Source organism: Caballeronia sp. PC1, assembly GCF_021353155.1.
GTDB classification, from domain to species: domain Bacteria; phylum Pseudomonadota; class Gammaproteobacteria; order Burkholderiales; family Burkholderiaceae; genus Caballeronia; species Caballeronia cordobensis.
On record NZ_JAJUBH010000001.1, the window covers coordinates 852,100 to 872,969 of the forward strand.

18 protein-coding genes are annotated in these 20,870 nt (G+C 65.0%); 14 read left to right on the top strand and 4 right to left on the bottom strand.

Going from position 1 to position 20,870, the window contains the following annotated elements:
- The first annotated feature begins 13 nt into the window (after nucleotides 1-13).
- Nucleotides 14-658, top strand: a complete 645-nt coding sequence (locus LY284_RS04110; protein ID WP_148276051.1) for a hypothetical protein — start codon at nucleotides 14-16, stop codon at nucleotides 656-658.
- A gap of 67 nt (nucleotides 659-725) precedes the next feature.
- Complete coding sequence (locus tag LY284_RS04115) at nucleotides 726-1,925, top strand: cystathionine beta-lyase (RefSeq protein WP_014191577.1); 1,200 nt, start codon at nucleotides 726-728, stop codon at nucleotides 1,923-1,925.
- Between the two features lie 34 nt (nucleotides 1,926-1,959).
- On the opposite strand, the gene serB is transcribed toward LY284_RS04115, so the two are convergent.
- Together serB and LY284_RS04125 are read right to left on the bottom strand one after the other, a co-directional pair.
- Complete coding sequence (gene serB / locus LY284_RS04120; protein ID WP_233384626.1) at nucleotides 1,960-2,799, bottom strand: phosphoserine phosphatase SerB; 840 nt, start codon at nucleotides 2,797-2,799, stop codon at nucleotides 1,960-1,962.
- 49 nt (nucleotides 2,800-2,848) lie between these two features.
- Nucleotides 2,849-3,805, bottom strand: coding sequence for a LysR family transcriptional regulator (locus LY284_RS04125; protein ID WP_041730451.1), 957 nt, complete (start codon nucleotides 3,803-3,805; stop codon nucleotides 2,849-2,851).
- Between the two features lie 103 nt (nucleotides 3,806-3,908).
- Between LY284_RS04125 and LY284_RS04130 the strand changes: the two genes are divergently transcribed.
- The 11 genes from LY284_RS04130 (at nucleotide 3,909) to LY284_RS04180 (ending at nucleotide 16,506) form a co-directional block, all read left to right on the top strand.
- Nucleotides 3,909-4,925 carry a zinc-binding alcohol dehydrogenase family protein gene (locus LY284_RS04130; protein ID WP_014191574.1) on the top strand — a complete coding sequence of 339 codons (1,017 nt, stop codon included), beginning with the start codon at nucleotides 3,909-3,911 and terminating at the stop codon, nucleotides 4,923-4,925.
- 153 nt (nucleotides 4,926-5,078) lie between these two features.
- Nucleotides 5,079-5,630 (top strand): DUF6013 family protein, encoded by a 552-nt coding sequence (locus LY284_RS04135; RefSeq protein WP_014191573.1) that lies wholly within the window; start codon nucleotides 5,079-5,081, stop codon nucleotides 5,628-5,630.
- A 269-nt stretch (nucleotides 5,631-5,899) separates the two neighbouring features.
- Nucleotides 5,900-6,802 carry a Ku protein gene (locus LY284_RS04140; RefSeq protein WP_014191572.1) on the top strand — a complete coding sequence of 301 codons (903 nt, stop codon included), beginning with the start codon at nucleotides 5,900-5,902 and terminating at the stop codon, nucleotides 6,800-6,802.
- 18 nt (nucleotides 6,803-6,820) lie between these two features.
- Nucleotides 6,821-9,535, top strand: a complete 2,715-nt coding sequence (gene ligD / locus LY284_RS04145; protein WP_233384629.1) for a DNA ligase D — start codon at nucleotides 6,821-6,823, stop codon at nucleotides 9,533-9,535.
- Between the two features lie 21 nt (nucleotides 9,536-9,556).
- A complete protein-coding gene (locus tag LY284_RS04150; RefSeq protein WP_014191570.1) occupies nucleotides 9,557-9,820 on the top strand; it encodes a hypothetical protein in 264 nt (87 codons plus the stop codon).
- 189 nt (nucleotides 9,821-10,009) lie between these two features.
- Complete coding sequence (locus LY284_RS04155) at nucleotides 10,010-10,612, top strand: biliverdin-producing heme oxygenase (protein WP_041730448.1); 603 nt, start codon at nucleotides 10,010-10,012, stop codon at nucleotides 10,610-10,612.
- Nucleotides 10,609-12,936, top strand: a complete 2,328-nt coding sequence (locus LY284_RS04160) for an ATP-binding protein (RefSeq protein ID WP_014191568.1) — start codon at nucleotides 10,609-10,611, stop codon at nucleotides 12,934-12,936. The genes LY284_RS04155 and LY284_RS04160 overlap by 4 nt, the downstream gene beginning before the upstream one ends.
- Nucleotides 12,929-13,393, top strand: a complete 465-nt coding sequence (locus tag LY284_RS04165) for a response regulator (RefSeq protein ID WP_014191567.1) — start codon at nucleotides 12,929-12,931, stop codon at nucleotides 13,391-13,393. The genes LY284_RS04160 and LY284_RS04165 overlap by 8 nt, the downstream gene beginning before the upstream one ends.
- A gap of 59 nt (nucleotides 13,394-13,452) precedes the next feature.
- Entirely contained in the window at nucleotides 13,453-15,390 is a 1,938-nt protein-coding gene (locus LY284_RS04170) for a response regulator (RefSeq protein WP_014191566.1), read from the top strand.
- 142 nt (nucleotides 15,391-15,532) lie between these two features.
- Entirely contained in the window at nucleotides 15,533-16,003 is a 471-nt protein-coding gene (locus LY284_RS04175) for a VOC family protein (protein ID WP_014191565.1), read from the top strand.
- A gap of 29 nt (nucleotides 16,004-16,032) precedes the next feature.
- Entirely contained in the window at nucleotides 16,033-16,506 is a 474-nt protein-coding gene (locus LY284_RS04180; protein WP_014191564.1) for a VOC family protein, read from the top strand.
- A gap of 6 nt (nucleotides 16,507-16,512) precedes the next feature.
- On the opposite strand, the gene fetB is transcribed toward LY284_RS04180, so the two are convergent.
- Both fetB and LY284_RS04190 read right to left on the bottom strand, forming a co-directional pair.
- Complete coding sequence (fetB, locus tag LY284_RS04185) at nucleotides 16,513-17,328, bottom strand: ABC transporter permease (protein WP_014191563.1); 816 nt, start codon at nucleotides 17,326-17,328, stop codon at nucleotides 16,513-16,515.
- Entirely contained in the window at nucleotides 17,325-18,008 is a 684-nt protein-coding gene (locus tag LY284_RS04190; RefSeq protein WP_014191562.1) for an ATP-binding cassette domain-containing protein, read from the bottom strand. Before LY284_RS04190 ends, fetB begins: the two co-directional genes overlap by 4 nt.
- Before the next feature lie 124 nt (nucleotides 18,009-18,132).
- Between LY284_RS04190 and LY284_RS04195 the strand changes: the two genes are divergently transcribed.
- Entirely contained in the window at nucleotides 18,133-20,502 is a 2,370-nt protein-coding gene (locus LY284_RS04195) for an AsmA family protein (RefSeq protein WP_014191561.1), read from the top strand.
- Nucleotides 20,503-20,870: the final 368 nt, after the last annotated feature.

Genomic DNA, 20,870 nt, shown 5'->3' on the forward strand with positions numbered 1-20,870 from the left:
AAAGGAAGCAAGGATGACGCACAGCATGAAGGGGCCGCGGATGCTCGCGGCTTTGGCCATCGCGGCGACGCTCGCCGCCTGCAATTCGCCGATGCCGAAAAGCTCGACCGGCGTGATTCCGCAAAACGAGCGGGAGCCCGCCGGCGCGGATGTGCACGGCGCGCAGGCGGCGATCAAGGAACTCGCGCTGCCGCCGCAAAAGCCGCTCACGCCGAATCCGGAGTTCGCGCGCTTTCCGCGCTATGTCGGCACGCTCGGCGGCAGGCAGATCGAGATGAAGCTCGGCGCGAAAACCGACGACCCTTCCGGCCTGCACGGCGAGTATCGTTTCGCCGGCAGTCCGAATGTGATTCTCGTCGCGGGCGATCGCGACGGCGACACGCTGGAGATCGAGGAATCGAACGACGGCACGCACATCACGGGCAACTGGGTCGGCAAGATCGCGGCGGACGGCAGCCTGTCGGGCGAGCGCATGGACCCGGACGATTCCAACGGGCAGCCGTTCGATCTGCGTCCGGCCGTGGCGGGTGTGAAATTGCCCGCGATACCGCCGGCAGGTGCGGCGAAGGCGCCACCCGCGCCGTCGCTGGAACCGGCGCCGCCTGCGCCGCCCAAGAACGCCGTGGGCGGCACGAGCAACGTCATCATCGGCGAGTAGCCCGACTTGTTTTTACGCCGCCGGCCCGATCCGGCGGCTTTTCTTTTTTGCGATTCACATCGAAGCCATGACCGATTCACGCAAGAACACTAACGACCACGATCTGCAAACCCGCATCGTGCAACCGAAGGATCGCATCACGCCCGGCTTCGAGTCGTTTTCGGTGCCGGTCGCGCGCGCATCGACGGTCGTGTTTCCCGATCTCGCGACGATGCGCTCGCTCGTCTGGAGCGACGATTCAAAATGGCGCTACGGCCTGCACGGCACGCCGACGACGATCGCGCTCGCGCAGCGCCTCGCCGTGATCGAGGGCGGCGAACACGCGCTGCTGCAGCCGTCGGGGCTGGCGGCAATCTCTAACGTCTACTTCGGGCTGGTGAAGGCGGGCGACCACGTTCTCGTGCCCGACAACGCGTATTCGCCGAACCGCGAGCACGCGGACTGGCTCGCCGCGGACTTCGGTCTCGAAGTGACCTACTACGATCCGATGACAGGCGCGGGCATCGCCGATGCGATCCGCCCGAACACGAAGATCATCTGGCTCGAAGCGCCCGGCTCGGTGACGATGGAAGTGCAGGACGTGCCGGCGATCGTCGCGGTCGCGCGGGCGAAGGGCATCGTCACCGCCATCGACAACACGTTTTCGGCGGGCCTCGCGTTCAAGCCGTTCGAGCATGGCGTCGACATCTCCGTGCAGGCGCTGACGAAGTATCAGTCGGGCGGCAGCGATCTGCTGATGGGCGCAACCATCACGCGCGATATCGAGCTGCACAAGAAGCTGAAGCGAGCGCGGATGCGCATGGGCATTGGCGTGTCGGCGGACGATGCATCGCTCGTGCTGCGCAGCCTGCCGACGATGCAAACGCGCTACGAGGCGCACGACCGCACCGCGTTCGCGCTCGCGCACTGGCTCGAGACGCGCCCGGAAGTCGCCGCGGTGCTGCATCCGGCGCTGGAAGACTGCCCGGGTCACGCCTTCTTCGAGCGCGATTTCAAGGGCGGCGCGGGCGGGCTGTTCTCGATCGTGTTCGATGGCCGCTACAGCGCCGCTCAGGTCGATGCCTTCGTCGAAGCGCTCGAACTGTTTTCGATCGGCTGGAGCTGGGGCGGGTCGCACAGCCTCGCGATGCCGTACAACGTGCGCTCGATGCGCACCGCGTCGCAATGGCCGCACGAGGGCGTGCTGGTGCGCTTCTATATCGGGCTGGAAGCGGAAAGCGACTTGCGCGCGGACCTGGAAGCGGCGCTCGCAAAAGCGTTCGCCTGAACGACAAACGGCGCCGGAAGGCGCCGTTTCGCCGTCAGAACAGGCGCAGCAACCCGTCCAGGCCGACGAAGTTGAACGCGACGCTCGCCGACTGCCGCACCACCGGCTTCGCGCGAAACGCCACCGACAAACCGGCTTCGGCCATCATCTTCAGATCGTTCGAGCCGTCGCCCATGACGATGGCTCGCTTCGGATCGATGCCGATCGCCGCGCACGTATCGATGAGCGTGCGCGCCTTCTCATCGGCGTTCACGATCTCCCCGACGACCTTGCCGGTCAGCTTGCCATCGACGATTTCGAGCGTGTTCGCGCGCGCGTAGTCGAGGCCGAGGCGCGCCTTCAGCCGCTCCGTGAAAAACGTGAATCCGCCCGATACGAGCAGCGTTTTCAGGCCCGCCGCGCGCGCGCCTTCGAGCATGCGTTCCGCGCCCGGCGACAACGTCAGACGTTCCTCGTAGACCCGTTCCAGCGCGCTCGCCTCCAGGCCCTTGAGCAGCGCGACGCGGCGCGTGAGGCTTTCGTTGAAGTCCTTGATCTCGCCGCGCATCGACGCTTCCGTGATCGCCGCGACTTCCGCTTTCAGGCCGCAGAAATCCGCAATCTCGTCGATGCATTCGATCGTGATGAGCGTCGAATCCATGTCCATCGCGACGAGGCCGAAGTCCGCTAGCTTCGCGCCGGGCGCGACATAGGCGTAATCGAGCGCGTGCGCGCCGCAATAGGCGTCGATGTCAGGACGCTGCAATGGATCGGCGCCGATGAGACGCAGGAGCGTGTCGTCGATGCGATGCGTTTCACGCGAGCGGGCGAGCGCCGCGAGCGGCCGCAGATGCGAATCGGAAATCGGTGCCAGGGCTTGAATGACGAGATTCATCGAAAAAAGAGCAGAAGAAGGGCGGCGAAACCGACATTGTAAAGAACCTTCAGCGCTGCACGCGCGCCGGATCGACATCCCAGTACGGCGGCTCGCCGAACTGCGCCGCCAGAAAGCCGATGAACGCGAGCGTCTTGGGCGGCACGAACGCGCGGCTCGGATACACCGCCCAGATGGCGACCTCTCGGGCGAGCGGGTAATCGTCGAGCACGGTAACGAGCTCGCCGCTCGCGATGAGCGGCGCGACGCTCCATGTCGATTTCAGCCCGATGCCGATGCCCGCCGCGAGCGCATCGCGGATCACTTCGCCGTTGTCGGTCACGAGCCGTCCCGACACGCGCACGTCGAACACGCCGGTCGGCGTCACGAAGCTCCAGTCGCGCTGATCGGCGAGGATCACGCATTCGTGCTGGGCGAGATCGGCGGGATGGCGCGGCGTGCCGTGCGCCGCGAGATAAGCGGGCGATGCGCACAGCACGCGCCGGTTGCTCGCGAGCTTTTTCGCGACCAGCGTCGAATCCTTCAGCGCGCCGATACGGATGGCGAGATCGATGCCTTCATCGACGAGATCCACGATCTGATCGGTCATGCGCAGCTCGACCGCGACGCCGGGATACTGGCGCAGGAACGCGGGAATCAGCGGCGAGATGTGCTGCCGGCCGAGCGACGAGGGCATCGTCACGCGCAGGCGTCCGTGCGGCTGCTCCCGCGCCCGCCCGACCGACGCGCGCGCGGTCTCGGCGGCGTCGAGCAACTCGCGCGCGTGCGCCGCGAAAATCTCGCCTTCCTGCGTGACGGATACGCGCCGCGTCGTCCGGTGCAAGAGCCGCGCGCCGAGCATGCGCTCCAGCCCGGCGATGCGCGCGCTCGCCACCGCCGGCGACAGGCCGAACTCGCGCGCCGCCGCCGAGAGATTCGCGAGCGCCGCCGCGCGCATGAAAAGCCCGACATCGAGCAGATCGAGGCGGTCGCGCGTCGTGGCATCCGCGAGAGCTTCGCTCGTCATTTGATGGATTTCCCGAAGAATGTTTCAGCGATTATGACGGTTTTACAGATGCCGGTCGCGTACTAACATCGGAACCAGTTCAATCCATGAATGGAGCCCGCCCATGAAAGCCATCGGCCTTACCCGTTACCTTCCGATCTCCAACCCCGAATCGCTCGTCGATATCGAACTCGCCAAACCCACGCCCACGGGCCGCGACCTGCTCGTGAAAATCGAGGCCATCGCCGTGAATCCCGTCGATACGAAAGTGCGCGCGCCGAAGGACAAGGTCGAGGACGCGCCGCGCGTGCTCGGCTGGGACGCGGCGGGCGTCGTCGAAGCCGTCGGTCCGGACGTCACGCTCTTCAAGGCCGGCGATCCGGTCTACTATGCCGGCGACATCACGCGGCAGGGCGCGAACAGCGAATTTCACCTGATCGACGAGCGTATCGTCGGCGCCAAGCCGAAGTCGCTCGATTTCACCTGCGCCGCCGCGCTGCCGCTCACGACCATCACCGCGTGGGAAGCGCTGTTCGAGCGCCTGGGCGTGTCGGCGGAAGGCAAGGACGCAGGCAAGTCGGTGCTGATCATCGGCGGGGCGGGCGGCGTCGGCTCCATCGGCATTCAGCTTGCGAAGCGCGTCGCGAAGCTGCAGGTGATCGCGACCGCGTCGCGGCCCGAATCGGTGAAATGGGCGGAAGACCTCGGCGCGGATCACATCGTCAATCACTTCGGTGACATTGCGCAGCAGATGAAGGACATCGGTTTCGCGCAAGTCGATTACGTGCTCATCTTCAACGACACCGACCGGCACTTTCCGGCCGCCGCCGAAGTTGTCAAGCCGCAGGGCGGCATCTGCACGATCGTCGAAAACGCGAAGCCGGTCGCGGTCGAATTGCTGAAATCGAAGAGCGCGGCGTTTCACTGGGAGTTCATGTTCACGCGCGCGATGTTCAAGACGCCCGACATGATCGAGCAGCACAAACTGCTGTCCGAAGTGGCGCGGCTGATCGACGCAGGCACGATCCGCACGACGCTCGGCAGGAATCTCGGCACGATCAACGCGAGCAATCTGCGCGAGGCGCATCGGCTTCTGGAGGAAGGGCGCACGGTTGGCAAGCTGGTTCTGACCGGCTTCTGATCGCGCGTTGACGAACGTCATTGACTTTGCCGCTCACGCGGGTTTTCCACTAGGATGACCCGGCATGCGGGGCGCTAGACTTGATCCGCCCTACAGCATGCCGGCGCGCTTGCGACGCCGGCCTTCCTCAGCGCTCGATACGGAGGTGGCGGCATGAACCGTCTTTCGAACGTTCGTCGCATCGTTTCCGTCGCCGCGCTCGCGATGTTCGCCGCGACGGCTCACGCGACGCCAGGCATCAAGGTTCTCTCCGAAGCGCCGAACGACGGACCGATCAAATACACCGTGAAAATGGTGTCGAAGAACTTTGGCAACGAGCAGGAAACGCGCACCATCCGCTCCGGACAGACCGATGACTTCACCTGGCAGGGCACGGCGCCAAGCGGCGCGCAGGCCGTGCCGGACGGCTGCCCGGGCGCGGCTGCGGTGCCGAAGAGCGCGGACGGCCAGGCCGTGCGGCAAGTGCAGATCCGTTTCGCGCCGGTCGTCGGCGACAACGGTTCGGCCAACGTGCAGATCAGCTTTCGCGCCTACGCGCCGAAAGGCACGAACAAGGTCACGGTCGGCGGCAAGAGCCTGCAATGCCCGGTCGATAACCGGTTGAGCCAGATCGTCCGTTTTTCGATGCCGACATCGACCGGCTCGAAGAAAACCGTCACGCTCGACGACGGCACGCAACTGACCGTCACCGCAAGCCGGAAGTGAGTTTTTGGATGCGCCGATTCCCCGTCGGCGCGTTTTTTTATCGATCGAATCGCAACTAACCGTCTTTTCGTTCCGCGCACACGAGAAACAACACGGCAGTAAGGCTTACAGACGGTGAGGGCGCGGCGACAGCGCACGTTTACGCCATCGCCCGAGCGCGACGCGCCTATCCGTGTGTGCGCTTCTTGGCACGCTTCGTGCGATTCCTTACGATGCCGCGCCGCGTCCGCGCGCGGCGCAAGCCTCGAACCGACAGCGAAGGTGCCGCGATGCCGCATATGATCTGGAAAGGCGCGATCAGCTTCGGGCTGGTCCACGTGCCCGTGCAACTCTATCCGGCGACGCAGTCGGAGAAGGTCGGCTTCAATCTGCTCGACAAGCGCTCGATGGACCCCATCGGCTACAAGCAGATCAACAAGAACACGGGCAAGGAAGTCACGCGCGACAACATCGTGCGCGGCTTCGAATACGAGAAGGGCAAATACGTGGTGATGACCGACGCCGAAATCCGCGCGGCCAATCCCGAATCGACGCAGACGGTCGATATCCTCGCCTTCGTCGATGCGCCCGACATCTCGTTTCTCTCGCTCGATACACCGTATTACCTCGCACCAGACCGCAAGGGCGAAAAGGTCTATGCGCTGCTGCGCGACGCGTTGAAGGACACCGGCAAAGTGGGCATCGCGAGCGTCGTGCTGCATAACAAGCAGCATCTCGCCGCGCTGATTCCTGTCGGGCCGGCGCTCGCGCTCAACACGCTGCGCTGGGGCGACGAAGTCCGCGACTTCACCGAATTCAAGTTCCCCGACGAAAACACGAAGAAGGCCGGCGTCACGCCGAAGGAACTGGAGATGGCCAAGCGCCTCATCGACGACATGAGCGACACGTGGGACCCGTCCAAGTATCACGACACCTTCAGGGACGACATCATGGCGCTCGTCGACAAGAAGGTGAAGGAAGGCAAGGTCGCCGAAGTCATGACGATCGAGGAAGGCGGGGATAAGCCGTCGGCGGATATTCTGGATCTGTCGGAACTGCTCAAGCGCAGCCTGAAGAAGGGCGGCGCGGCGCCGGCCAAACGCGGCGGGAAAGCCGCGCAAGCCGAGGACGAAGCAGCCGCGGAAACCGCGCGTCCCGCACGCAAGACGACTACGCGCCGCAAGCGCGCGTGAGTCTGGAAGCACACGACGATGGCCGAGAAACTCGACACCTATCAGCGGATGCGGCGTTTCGACAAGACGCCGGAACCGTCCGGCGCGGCGAAGCGCAGCGGCGGCGCGCGCGCGAAAAAGACCGCGACGAAGAAGACCGCAAAGCGGGCCATGTCCTTCGTCATCCAGGAACACGACGCGCGCCGTCTGCATTACGATTTCCGGCTCGAACTCGACGGCACGCTCAAGTCATGGGCGGTGCCCAAAGGCCCGAGCCTCGATCCATCGGTGAAGCGTCTCGCGGTGCATGTCGAGGATCATCCGCTCGATTACGGGTCGTTCGAAGGCGAGATTCCGGAAGGCAACTACGGCGCGGGCAGCGTGATCGTGTGGGATCGCGGGACCTGGGCGCCGCAGTCGGGCAGCGTGGAGGAAGCGGCGCGCGAATACGAGAAGGGCAAGCTCAAATTCGTGCTCGACGGCGAAAAGCTGCATGGCGGCTGGACGCTCGTGAAAAGCCACATGCGCGGCAGCGGCGACAAGGAGCAGTGGCTGCTCATCAAGGAACGCGACGACGAAGCGCGGTCCGAAGCCGAGTACGACATCCTGCTGAAAAAACCGGGCAGCGTGCTTTCCGAATCGCTCGGCGCGCGCGCGAAGAACGGCGCGCTCATCGACCGTGCCGAACGCAAGGCCGCCGCGAAGAAAGCGCCCGCGCGCAGGACAGCGGCGCGCAAACAGTCGGACGGGCACGCGCATCCGGATATCGTCGCGAACCGCAGCGCGGAATCGTTGCGCACCTTGTCGCACGAGCCGGCCATCGAAGGCGCGGTCAAGGCGAAACTGCCCGCGACGTTCAAGCCGCAGCTCGCGACGCTCGTCGATGCCGCGCCGCCCGGCGAAGACTGGGCCTACGAAATCAAGTTCGATGGTTATCGCATGCTGGCGCGCATCGAAACGACCCGCGGCAAGCGCGACATCCGCATCTATACGCGCAACGGCAACGACTGGAGCGCGAAGTTCTCGAAGCAGGTGAAGGCGCTCGAGAAGCTCGATATCGAAAGCGGCTGGCTCGACGGCGAAGCCGTGGTGCTCGACGAGCGCGGCCTGCCGGATTTTCAGGCGCTGCAAAACGCCTTCGATGCGGGACGGCCGCAGGACATCGTCGTGTATTTCTTCGATGTGCCGTATCTGAACGGCTACGACCTGCGTCACGTTCCGCTCGTGCAGCGGCGCGCGATGCTGAAGGCGCTCATCGAGCCGGTCGACGATTCGGTGCTGCGCTATTCGCAGGACTTCGCCTTTCATGCGGACGAGCTGCTCAAGAGCGCGTGCGACATGGCGCTCGAAGGGATCATCGGCAAGCGCATCGACAGCGCGTATGTGCCGGGGCGCGGCAATTCCTGGATCAAGCTCAAGTGCAGACGCCGCCAGGAGTTCGTGATCGGCGGTTATTCGGAGCCGTCGGGCAGCCGCGGGGAGTTCGGCGCGCTTCTGCTCGGCGTGTACGACAAGAGCGGCAAGCTGCAATACGCGGGGCGCGTGGGCACCGGCTTCGATCAGAAGATGCTCGTCGCGGTGAAGAAGGAGCTCGACAAGCGCGAGACGCCGCGCATGCCGTTTGCGAGCGAGCCGCAGGAACGCAGCCGCACGCCCGTGCATTGGGTGAAGCCCGAACTCGTGGCCGAGTGCAATTTCGCGGAATGGACCAAGGAGCGCATCGTGCGACAAGCATCGTTCGTCAGTCTGCGTGACGATAAACCCGCGCGTCAGATCGTGAAGGAAGAGCCGGTGGCGGCGAAAAAAGTGGCGGCGAAGAAAACCGCTGCCGTGAAAAAGGCCAAGGCAAGCTCGGCCGAAGTCGAAGGCGTGAAGATCAGTCATCCCGATCGTGTGATCGATAAATCCGCCGGCTACACCAAGCTCGATGTCGTCGAATATTACGCATCGGTCGCCAAGTGGATGCTGCCGCATCTCAAGGATCGTCCGGTGTCGCTCGTGCGCGCGCCCGAGGATATCGGCGGCGAGCTGTTCTTTCAGAAGCACAGCGCGAAGCTCGCGATTCCGCATATCACGCAGCATCCCGATATCGATCCGGGACATCCGCCGCTGCTCACGATCGAATCGTCGAAAGCGCTCGTCGGCACCGCGCAGATGAGCACGATCGAGCTGCATACGTGGAATGCGGTGGCATCGAACATCGAGAAGCCGGATCGCATGGTGTTCGATCTCGACCCCGGCGAAGGCGTGGGCTGGGAACGCATGATCGAGGCTGCGAAGCTCACGAAGGAACTGCTCGCGGAACTCGGGCTCACATCGTTTTGCAAGACGAGCGGCGGCAAGGGATTTCATGTGGTCGTGCCGCTCAGGAAGCACGCGGACTGGGACGAGATGAAGGCGTTTTCGCAGGCGGTCGCGCAGCACATGGCGAACGCGCTGCCCAAGTTCTTCTCGGCGAAGATGGGCATGCAGAACCGCAAGGGCAAGATCTTCATCGACTATCTGCGCAACAACCGCGGTTCGAGCACGGTCGCGGCATTCTCGCTGCGCGCGCGCCCCGGGCTCGGCGCGTCGATGCCGCTATCGTGGGACGAGCTCGATGACGTCACGAGCGGCGATCAATGGAACATCGGCAACGCGCGCGAGCGGCTCGACGCATTGAAGCGCGATCCGTGGGCGGATTACGAGAAGGCGCGTCAAAGGCTCACCGCGGAGATGAAGAAGCGGCTCGGCATGAACGGCGAGCGCAAGTGAAGTGGCACACACAGGGAGACGATGATGAAACAGTCGAACACAGCGCCGCAAAGCGTGCCCGAGCAGGGTCGCGAGATGGCGAGCAAGGACCGCGATACGCAAGCGCATGACGATGCATCGAATGCGCCGCTGCCGCACGAGACCGATCAGAGCGTCGAGTCGCAGCACGAAGAGGAGGCGCGCGATATCGGCAAGCAGGCGCACGAGGATATCGAGCGCGGACTCGTCGATACGGACCGGCGTGGCGGAAGCGAGTATCAACGCCAAACTCAAGGCAAGCGCTGAAGCGCTGCGGCGAATGGCACCGCGCGGTGCGCTTGCGTAGAATGATTCGTTGATCGAAAGCGGATTTGAAAAACAACACTCGCCGCGTTCTTTCTACCGATGCACCCGTTGCGCGAGCCTTCGAACCGGTAAGCCCTTCCGATGCATGCATCACGCCCGCACAGCGCCCAGCAGCCAATCCAACGCAACATGCCACTCGACCTCCTGTCCCGTCTGAAGCACGAAACCGCCGCGTGTCACGCGCGGCTCGAAGATGCACTCGACCTGATGCGGGACGACCTTCAACGCGACGAATACATCGCACTGCTCGAACGTTTCTATGGTTTCGTCGCGCCGTGGGAAGACGCGGCTGCCGCGTGCATGCCCGCATCGCTCGCGGACTTCTTCGATGCGCGACGCAAGGCGCCGCTGCTCGCCGCCGATCTCGCCGCGCTGACGGGGAAACAGCCGCAACTCGATCCATGCCATGACTTGCCGCGCATGCATACGCTTGGCGAGGCGTTCGGCTCGATGTACGTGATGGAAGGCAGCACGCTCGGCGGGCGCTTCATCGCGCCGCATGTCGCCACGCGTCTCCATCTCGAACCGGGTGTCGGCAACGCCTACTTCGACGGCTACGGGCCGCGCACCGGCAGCATGTGGAATGCGTTTCGCGCGACCGCGGCGGCGTCAGTGCCGGAGCGCGAGTACGACGACGCGGTGCAGGCCGCCATCGCGACCTTCGAAAGCCTGCGCGTGTGGCTGTGCCCCGAAGCGGCCGAGATCGAAGCGGCGCCGGGAGCGGCGTCATGAGCGACGCTTCGAGCAAACGGCCGTACGGGCCGCCCGATGCCGAAGCGCGCCGCCGCACGCTCAGCTCCGGCGTCGCCTCGAAGGACTGCGACGCCGAGCCGATCCACATTCCGGGCGGCATCCAGCCGCACGGCTTTCTGCTCGTGCTCGCCGACGATCTGCGCATCCTGCAGGCGAGCGAGAACATGTCTTCGCTGACGGGCGCGAGCGTCGATACCTTGCCCGGCAAGCCGCTCGATGCCGTGCTCGGCGCGCAGGGAGCGCGACGCATCGAACAGGCGGCCGCTTCGGCTGCGCTCGACGATGCGCCGCTTTATATCGGCGCGATCGAACTCACGTCCGCCGCGTCCTTCGACGTCACGCTGCATCGTCATGACGGCGCGCTCGTCGTCGAAATGGAAGCGGCCTCCGCGACGGGCGATGCGTTCGCCTCCATGTACCCGCTCGTGCGCACGTTCGCGCGCGTGCTGCAGGACGCGCCGACCGTGCAGGCGCTCGCCGAGCTCGCGGTGCGCGAAGTGCGCGCGATCACCGGTTTCGGCCGCGTGATGCTCTACAGCTTCGACGAGGAAGGCCGCAGCCATGTCCTCGCGGAAGACCGCGACGCAAGCTACGTGTCGTTCCTGCATCAGTTCTTTCCCGCGTCGGACATTCCGCGGCAGGCGCGCGCGCTGTATCTGAAAAACCGCATCCGGCTCGTTGCCGACGTGAACTATCGGCCCGCGCGCCTCGTGCCCGCGGTGAATCCCGTCACGGGCCGTCCCACCGATCTCACCTACACCACGCTGCGCAGCTTCTCGCCGGTGCATCTGGAGTACATGCGCAACATGGGCACGCATGCGTCGATGTCGGTGTCGATCGTCGTGCGCGGTCAGCTGTGGGGTCTCATCTCGTGCCACGATCACGACCCGCGCATCGTGCCGTTCAACACGCGCGTCGCGGTCGAGCATCTCGGGCACATGGTGTCGTTGCAGATCGAAGCGAAGGAAGAGCGCGCCGAAGGCGAGTATCTCGCCGCGCTGCGCCGCACGATGGGCCGCCTGATCGGTGCGATGGGCGAGCATGACGACTTCGTCGCGGGTTTGCAGGCGGTGCCGCAGGAGGTGCTGAGCTTCGCGCGTTCCGCGGGCGCTGCGATCGTGTTCGACGATCACGTCACGCTGCTCGGCGCCACGCCCGACGAAGACACGGTGCGCGCGCTCACGCACTGGCTCGCGGAGCACACCTCGGGCGTGTGGGCCACCGACTCCCTCGCGCGCCAGTGGCCGCCCGCGAAGGCGCACGAGGACAAGGCGTGCGGCGTGCTCGCGGTGCCGGTCTCGCAGATCTTTCGCAACTATCTGCTGTGGTTCAGGCCCGAGGTCATGCAGACCATCAAGTGGGCGGGCGAGCCGGTCAAGATCGAGCAGTCCAATGGCGCGAGCGCGCCGCGCACGAGTTTTTTGCCGTGGCTCGAAACGGTGCGCGGTCATTCCGCTTCGTGGCGTCAGGGCGAACTGGAAATCGCCGGCGAATTGCGCGGCGCGCTGCTGAATATCGTGCTGCGCCGCGCGGAGAAACGCGCCGAACTCGCGACCGAACTCGCGCGCGCGAACAAGGAACTCGAAGCGTTCTCGTACTCGGTGTCGCACGACCTGCGCGCGCCGCTGCGCCATATCGCGGGCTACGGTGATCTGCTGCGCGAGCAGGAAGGCGAGCGCATGTCGGACAAAAGCCGGCGCTTTCTGAACAACATGCTCGATTCCGCGCGTTTCGCGGGCACGCTCGTCGACGACTTGCTGACTTTCTCGCAGATGGGACGCGCCGCGCTGCGCCCCGCGCCCGTCGATCTCAATCTGCTCGTGCGCGGCGTCGTGCAGGAGTTCGAGCAGGACAGCGGCGGGCGGCGCATCGAATGGGCGATCGGCGATCTGCCGCGCGTGACCGGCGACGCCGCGTTCCTGCAGCTCGCGCTGCGCAACCTGATTTCGAACGCGGTGAAATATACGAGAACGCGGGAATCGGCGAAAATCGAGATATTCGCGTCCCGAAGCGGCGACGAATACGTGATCGGCGTGCGCGACAACGGTGTCGGCTTCGACATGAAGTATGGCGCGAAGCTGTTCGGCGTGTTCCAGCGCCTGCATCGCGCGGAGGAGTTCGAAGGCACGGGCATCGGACTCGCCAACGTGCGGCGCATCGTCGAGCGGCACGAGGGACGCACGTGGGCCGAAGGACGGCTGGGAGAGGGCGCGATATTCTACTTTTCCCTGCCGGTCGTGTTCCGCAACGCCGGCGGAGCGCAGGGGATGTCAGCAATGAAGCCAAGAAGAGACCATGCTTAAACCGATACTGCTCGTCGAAGACAATCCGAACGATCTCGAGCTCACACTCGTTGCGCTCGACAAGAGCCAGCTTGCGAACGAAGTGATCGTGGCGCGCGACGGTCAGGAAGCCATCGACTATCTCACTTGCGAAGGCGAGTGGAAGGAGCGCGCGCCCGGCAATCCCGCCGTGATTCTGCTGGACCTGAAGCTGCCGAAAATCGACGGTCTCGAAGTGCTCGACATGATCCGCTCGAACGCGTCGTTGAAGAGCGTTCCCGTTGTCATGCTGACGTCGTCGCGCGAAGAGCAGGACCTCATTCGCAGCTACGAATTGGGCGTCAACGCGTATGTCGTGAAGCCGGTGGAGTTCGCCGAATTCGTCGAGGCGATCAGCGATCTCGGCGTGTTCTGGGCCGTGCTCAACGAGCCGCCGCCGGGGTCCACGCGCTTTCGCCGTCCGCCCTCCGCGCCATGATCGCCTTGCCCATGTCCGCGCTCCCGTTCAGTGCGTCCTTTTGCGAGGGCGTCTAGATCATGCAGCCGCTGCATCTGCTTCTCGTCGAAGACAACGCACTCGATGCGGAGCTGACGATCGCCCAGCTGGAACGCGCGGACTATACGGTCGATGCGTCGATCGTGTACGACGCCGCGAGCTTCATCGCCGAGCTGGACAAGAAGCGCTTCGACGTGATCCTCGCCGACTTCGTGATGCCGACCTTCTCGGGCATCGAGGCGCTGACCATCGCGAGCGAGCGAACGCCCGACACGCCGTTCATCTTCGTGTCGGGATTGCTCGGCGAGGAGCACGCCGTCGATATGCTGAAGCGCGGCGCGACCGATTACGTGCTGAAGCAGCGTCTGCAGCGCCTGCCCGCGGTCGTGCGCCGCGCGATGCGCGAGAGCGCCGAGCGCGCGCAACGCATCGCGGTGGAACGGGCGCTGCGCGAGACGGAGACGCATTTCCGTCTGCTCATCGATGCGCTGAAGGATTACGCCGTCATCACGCTCGATCCGGAAGGGCGCATCCGCACGTGGAACGCGGCCTCGGAGCGCATTCTGGGCTTTCCCGCGCAAGACGTGCTCGGCCAGTCCGCGAGCATCTTCTACGCGCAGGAAGACCGCGAAGCGGGCGTGTTCGACAACGAGCTCGACACCGCGCGGCGCGAAGGCAGCGCGAGCGACGACCGCTGGCTCTGGCGCAAGGACGGCCACTCGTTCTTCGCCTCGGGCGTGACGACCGCGATCCGCAGCGAGCACGACGAGCTGATCGGCTTCTCGAAGATCGTGCGCGACGCGACCGACGCCCACATGGCCGCCGACGCGCTGCGGCTCGCGAAGGATCAGGCGGAATCGGCGAATCGCGCGAAGGATCATTTTCTGGCGGTGCTGTCGCATGAATTGCGCACGCCGCTCACGCCGATCCTCGCCGCCGTGCGCCTGCTCGAAATGAAGCACGCGCTGCCGCGCGAGGCGCATCCGACGCTCGATCTGATTCGCCGCAATGTCGAGCTCGAAGCGCGCCTGATCGACGATCTGCTCGATCTCACGAGCATCGCGCGCGGCAAGCTGTCGCTGAATTTCGCGAGCGTCGCGCTCGACACGCTGCTCACGAGCGCGCTCGACATGTCCGAGGCCGATCTGCGCGGGAAGACGCTCACGCTCGAAACCCGTTTCGACGCGGCTTTTGTGGTCGTGCTGGGCGATGCCGCGCGGCTTCAGCAGATCGTCTGGAATCTGATGAAGAACGCGGTGAAGTTCACGCCGGCGGGCGGGCGCATCGAGGTGCGCACGTGGAACCCGGATGCATCGACGATCGCCGTATCGGTGACGGACAGCGGCATCGGCATCAGCGCGGAGGCGCTGCCGCGCATCTTCTCGGCGTTCGAGCAAGCCGACGATTCCATCACGCGCTCGTTCGGCGGTTTGGGGCTGGGCCTCGCGATCGCGAGCACGCTCGCGCAGAAGCACGGCGGCACGCTGTCGGCATACAGCGAAGGCCGCGACGCCGGCGCGCGCTTCACGCTCACGCTGCCGCTCGCGAAGGTGCAGCCCGCGCGCGCGGACGAGCCGCTCGTCGAGCGGGCGAGCCGCGAGCACGAACGCGCGCTGCGTGTGCTGCTCGTGGAGGACAACGAGCAGACCTCGTCCGCGATGGCCGAAGTGCTCGAAATGCTCGGCCACGAAGTGACGGTCGCGGTGACCGTCGCCGAGGCGCTCGAACGCGCGAAGGCCGGGCCGTTCGATCTGCTCGTGAGCGATATCGGCCTGCCGGACGGCAGCGGTCTCGATATCGCGCGCGCGTGGCAGAACCTGCAGCCCGACCGGCCCTCGGTCGCGATCACGGGCTACGGCATGGACGAGGACATTCGCCGCTGCCGCGAAGCAGGATTTCGCGATCATCTGACCAAGCCCGTCAACTTCTCGCGGCTCGAAGCGCTGATTCAATCGCTTGCGGAGCAGCCTTCGAAATAAGCTATAGGCAGCCGATTCGCTCACGCCGTCGAAAAAATTTAACGTTCGGCGCGCGTCGATGTCGATTCACGGCATGCCCGTTCGTTGTAGGGTATGAGTGCGCCGAACCGGGCGCGTCTCATTTACTCAACGGAGCCGATCCATGTCCAGTCCCGCTGTCGATCCCATTCCTCAAGGCATGCATTCGCTGACCCCGCATCTCGTGTGCGCGGGCGCGGCCGATGCGATCGAGTTCTACAAGCGCGCCTTCAACGCCGTCGAGCTGGGCCGCATGCCCGCGCCGGACGGCAAGCTGATGCACGCGATGGTCAAGATCGGCGACTCGATGCTGATGCTCGTCGACGAATTCCCTCAATTCGGCTCGGTCGGCCCGAAGGCGCTGAAGGGCTCGCCCGTCACGATCCATCTGTATGTCGAAGACGTCGACGCCACCGTCAAGCAGGCCGAAAGCGCGGGCGCGAAGGTCACGATGCCCGTCGCGGACATGTTCTGGGGCGACCGCTACGGGCGTCTCGAAGACCCGTTCGGCCATCAATGGTCGGTGGCCACGCACAAGCGCGACGTCACGCCAGAGGACATGAAGCAGGCCATGTTGCAGCAGCCGTGCCAGTGAGCACGATTCCAACGAACGGAGACTCGCACATGCAAAAGATTTCGCCCTGTCTTTGGTTCGACGGCAGCGCCGAGGAGGCCGTGAACTTCTACGTCGAGACCTTTAGGAACGCGCGCATCACGGAGATCATGCGCCATACCGAATCGAGCCCGGGCCCGGCCGGCAGCGTGCTCGCGGTGCTGTTCGAGCTGGAAGGCGAGGACTTCATGGCGCTCAACGGCGGTGCCGAATTCAAGTTCACGCCGGCGATCTCGATGTTCATCAAGTGCGATACGCAGGATGAAATCGACCACTACTGGGACAAGCTGCGGGACGGCGGCCAGACGATATCGTGCGGCTGGCTCACGGACCGCTTCGGCGTGACGTGGCAAATCGCGCCGCGGCGCCTGCTCAAGATGCTGCAGGACCCCGACCCGGTGAAGGCCGATCGCACCATGAAAGCGATGATGGGCATGATCAAGCTCGATCTCCCGGCGCTCGACCGCGCCTACAACGGCGAATAAGCGCGCTCAGGCGGCGCGCTTTCTGGCTTTTCGTTCGACGAGCTTCGACGCCATGAACCGGTGATCCGGCGAGAACAGCCGCCGGTAAGTCAGCAAGACCGCGCCGACCACGCCGAGCCCCGAGGCCGCCGCGATCAGAAACATGATGACGATCTGGTATCGCACCGCCTGCAACGGCGACTGCCCGGCGAGCACCTGACCCGTCATCATGCCCGGCAGGCTGACGAGGCCGACCACCGCCATCTGGTTCAAGGTGGGAATCATGCCCGCGCGCACGGCCTGGCGCGCGGGCCCTTGCGCGGCTTCCCAGCGCGACGCGCCGAGCGCGAGCGACATTTCCACCGCCGCGCGGCCGGCGGTCAGTTCCTCCGTCATGCGTTCGATGCCGAGCGACACGCCCGTCAGGCAATTGCCGAGGATCATGCCGAGAATCGGAATCGCGTATTGCGGCTCGTACCACGGCTGAATGCGGATCACGACGAAGAGCCCGAACGCGCCGATGAGCCACGAGCTGCCCCAGATCGAGAGAATGCTGTCCGCGCGCTGTCCGGCGTAGGTGCGCCGCCCGCGGTCCGAGGCGGCGAAACCGGCGATGACCGTCATGACCACCATCAGCGGCAGCACCACGTACCAGCGGTTGAACGCGAACACCCAGCCGAGCACGTAGCCGATCAGCAGCAGTTGCACGATGGTGCGCACCGCCGCGACGAGCAGCTTGCGTTCGAGCCCGAGGTTGAGCGCGACCGACAACGCGCCGTTCACGACGATCAACGCCGCCGCAAGGCCGATATCGATGAGAGAGAGGTCCTGATAGCCGTTCATCGCGTGTTGTCTCCGAGCACGCCGGCATGCATCGTCAGATGGCGCGTGGCGACGCGGCGCGCCTGGTCCGGGTCGTGTGAAACCCAGATGCAGGCGCGGGCCGCGTCGGCGTCGAACCAGGTCCGCACGAGCGCCTCGATCGCGCGCGCCGACCCCGGATCGAGCGATGCGGTCGGCTCGTCGAGCAGCAGCACGTCCGGCGCGAGTTGCAGCACGCGCACGAGCGCGGCGATCTGCGCCTCGCCGCCCGACAGATCGCTTGCGAGCTTGTCGAGGAAATCCGCGGTACGCCCGGCCGCGAGCGCGAGCCGCATGGCCGTATCGCGATCGAAATGCGCATCCCGATAGGTTCTGAGGGAGAACGGATAGCGCAGATTGTCTTCGACAGTGCCGTCGAGCATTGCGGGGCGCTGCGCGATATACGCGACGCGCCGCCGATACGCCGGAATGGCCGATCGGGCGATGCGCTCGCCGCGCCATGCGACGAAACCGTCATCGCTCGCATCGAGCAGCGCGAGCGTGCGCAGAAACACGCTCTTGCCCGAGCCCGAAGGCCCGGTGATCGCCGCGCGCTGTCCGGCGTAAAGCGTGAGATTCGTGGGATGCAGAAGCACCGTGGCGCGCCGCGCGTCGCGCCGCGTGACGCCGTGCGTGGAGACGAGCGATGTCGCGTCGGGCATCGTAGGGTGGGTTGTCGTTCTTGGAGCGCACATCTTACGTTGCATTGGCCGCGCCGCAGCACGGCATCGCGCGGGCACACGATGTGCTACCGCACACATAATCAGAAAAAACGGATGGAGCATCATGGCGCAGGCCCGAACGCCCGGAAAAATCGGAAGGATCGTCGCGTGGTTTTTTGCCGTTCTGGCGGTTCTCATCGCAATACTCGTCGTGATTTTCCTCACTTTCGACTGGAACCGGCTGCGGCCCTGGATCGACGACAAAGTCTCGGAAGCGATTGGCCGGCGTTTCGAAATTACCGGCGATCTGAAAGTCGGCTGGCAGCGCCCGCCCAACGAAACGGGCTGGAAACGCTGGGTGCCGTGGCCGCGCTTCTCCGCTGAAAAAATCACCATCGCGAATCCGGACTGGGCGCGGCAGCAGCACTTCGCCACGCTCGACGAAATCGACTTTCAGGTGCAGGTGCTGCCGCTGCTCGCGCACGACATCGTGATCCCGACCATCAACCTCGTGAACCCGTCGATCGATATCGAGCGGCTCAAGGACAATCGCAACAACTGGACGTTCAAGTTCAAGCAATCGACCGAGCCTTCCACCTGGAATCTGAAGCTCGGCGATATTTCGCTCGCGAAAGGCACCATCGGCGTGCGCGATGAAGTCACCAAGGCCGAGATGCAGATCGTCGTCGATACGCTCGGTCAGCCCGTGCCGATCGGCGAGGCGATGAAGCAGCAGGAAGCGGCGTCGGCGAAATCGTCGGCGGAGATGGTCGGCAAGAGCGGCGCGGCGAAGCTCAACAAACAGGCCGATGCGGCCGCGGCATCCGAAGCGTCGGCGGCATCGGCGGCGTCGGCGGCGGCCGCCGCGAATGCGTCGTCACCCAATCCGGCGAGCACGTCGGCCAATGCGAGCATCACCACCAAGGAAGGGCCGAAGCCGCCGATTCCGCCTTATGCGTTCGGCTGGACCGTGAAGGGCACCTACAACGGCGGCAAAGTGTCCGGCGACGGCAAGCTCGGCGGCGTGCTCGCCGTGCGCGACGCGCAGCGCCCGTTCCCCGTGCAGGCCGATGTGCGCCTTGGCGACACGCATATCGCCTTTGTCGGCACCGTGACCGATCCCGCGCATCTCGCCGCGCTCGATCTGCGCCTGTGGATTCAGGCCGTGAGCATGGCGCATCTGTATCCGTTCACCGGCGTGACGTTGCCCGAGACGCCGCCGTTCGCGACCGAAGGACGCTTGACCGGGCAGTTCCGCGAGGACGGCAACGTGTTCCACTACGAGAATTTCACGGGCCGCGTGGGAGGCAGCGACATCAACGGCTCGCTGGTGTACGCGGGCAGGAAGCCGCGACCGCTGTTGCAGGGCGAACTGGTGTCGCATCTGCTGCAATTCAAGGATCTCGCGCCGATCATCGGGGCGGATTCGAACGCGAGCAAGGCCAAGCGCGGCGAGACGGAGAAGCAGCCGTCGTCGAAGGCGCTGCCCACCGAGGAGTTCAAGACGGACCGCTGGAAGGCCATCGATGCCGACGTGAAGTTCACCGGCCAGCGCATCGTCAAGGACCCGGACTTGCCGATCACCGATCTGTACACGCACGTCATCATGAAAGACGGCGTGCTGTCGTTCGAGCCGCTCAAGTTCGGCGTGGCGGGCGGCACGATGGCGTCGAACATCCATCTCGACGGCAGCGTCGCGCCGCTCAAGGGCCGTGTCTCTGCGCAGGCGCGGCATCTGAAGCTCAAGCAACTGTTCCCGACCGTCAAGACGATGCAGTCCGCGCTCGGCGAAATCAACGGCGACGCCGCGCTCTCCGCGACCGGCAATTCACCCGCGGCGCTCGCGGCTTCGTCGAACGGCGAGGTGAAGGCGCTCATCACCGAGGGCACCGTGAGCCGCCTGTACATGGAGGCGGCGGGGCTGAACGTGGCGAACGTCGTGTACGAGAAGCTCTTCGGCAAGCGCGACGTGAACATCAACTGCGCGGCGGCGGATTTCGTCGTCACGGACGGCGTGCTCGATTCGCGCGTCTTCGCGCTCGATACCGACGATGCCGTCATCAACGTCGATGGCACGATCAATCTGAAGACGGAGGACATGGATCTCGGCGTCCATCCGCATACGAAGGGCCTGCGCATCTTCTCGCTGCGCTCGCCGCTGTATGTGAAGGGCACGTTCAAGGATCCGCACGTCGGCGTGAGCCCGGTGCTCGCGCTGCGCGGCGCTGCAGCGGTGGGGCTGGGTCTCATCAACCCGTTCGCCGCGCTGATTCCGCTCATCGCGCCGAGCAACAACAAGCCGCTGCCGTGCCAGCAGATGCTCGCCGACATCAGCCGTGCACCGACCGCGCCGCCGGCCGGCCAGAAGCAGAAGGCGAAGGCCGCGCCGGCTTATATGTCGTCGGACGCGGCGGCGGGCGGGGCGGCCGACAAGGCGACGAAGAAGCCGACTGCGCCGGCGGCGGCGAGCGGCGCGGCGTACAAGGGAAGCTGAGAAGCCCATCGCGTCTGACAAATGCTTATTCATCAAGCACTTAAGTCGCATGTTGATGGCCTTCTCAACAAAGCTGTCCACAGAAATTGTGGATAACTCGGGCATCGTGTCACGGCATGGCGCGAGCGTGGCAAGTGACGCGATCCGCATCGCACGGGGATTTCGCCGCGAAATCAAGAAACTGCTTGAGACACTCAGGCGATTTCCACAGGCCTTTCCCCATTGCCTGGGGATAACTTATCCGCAAGCAAGCGCGTGATCCGAAACGAAGTTGGGGTGCGCGCTGAACGCGAATGGCCCGGGCGACGCCGCGCTGCGAGGCAGCGGCGGTTTTCTCTTGCAAATCAGGGGTGTGCGCCAGTTTTCAG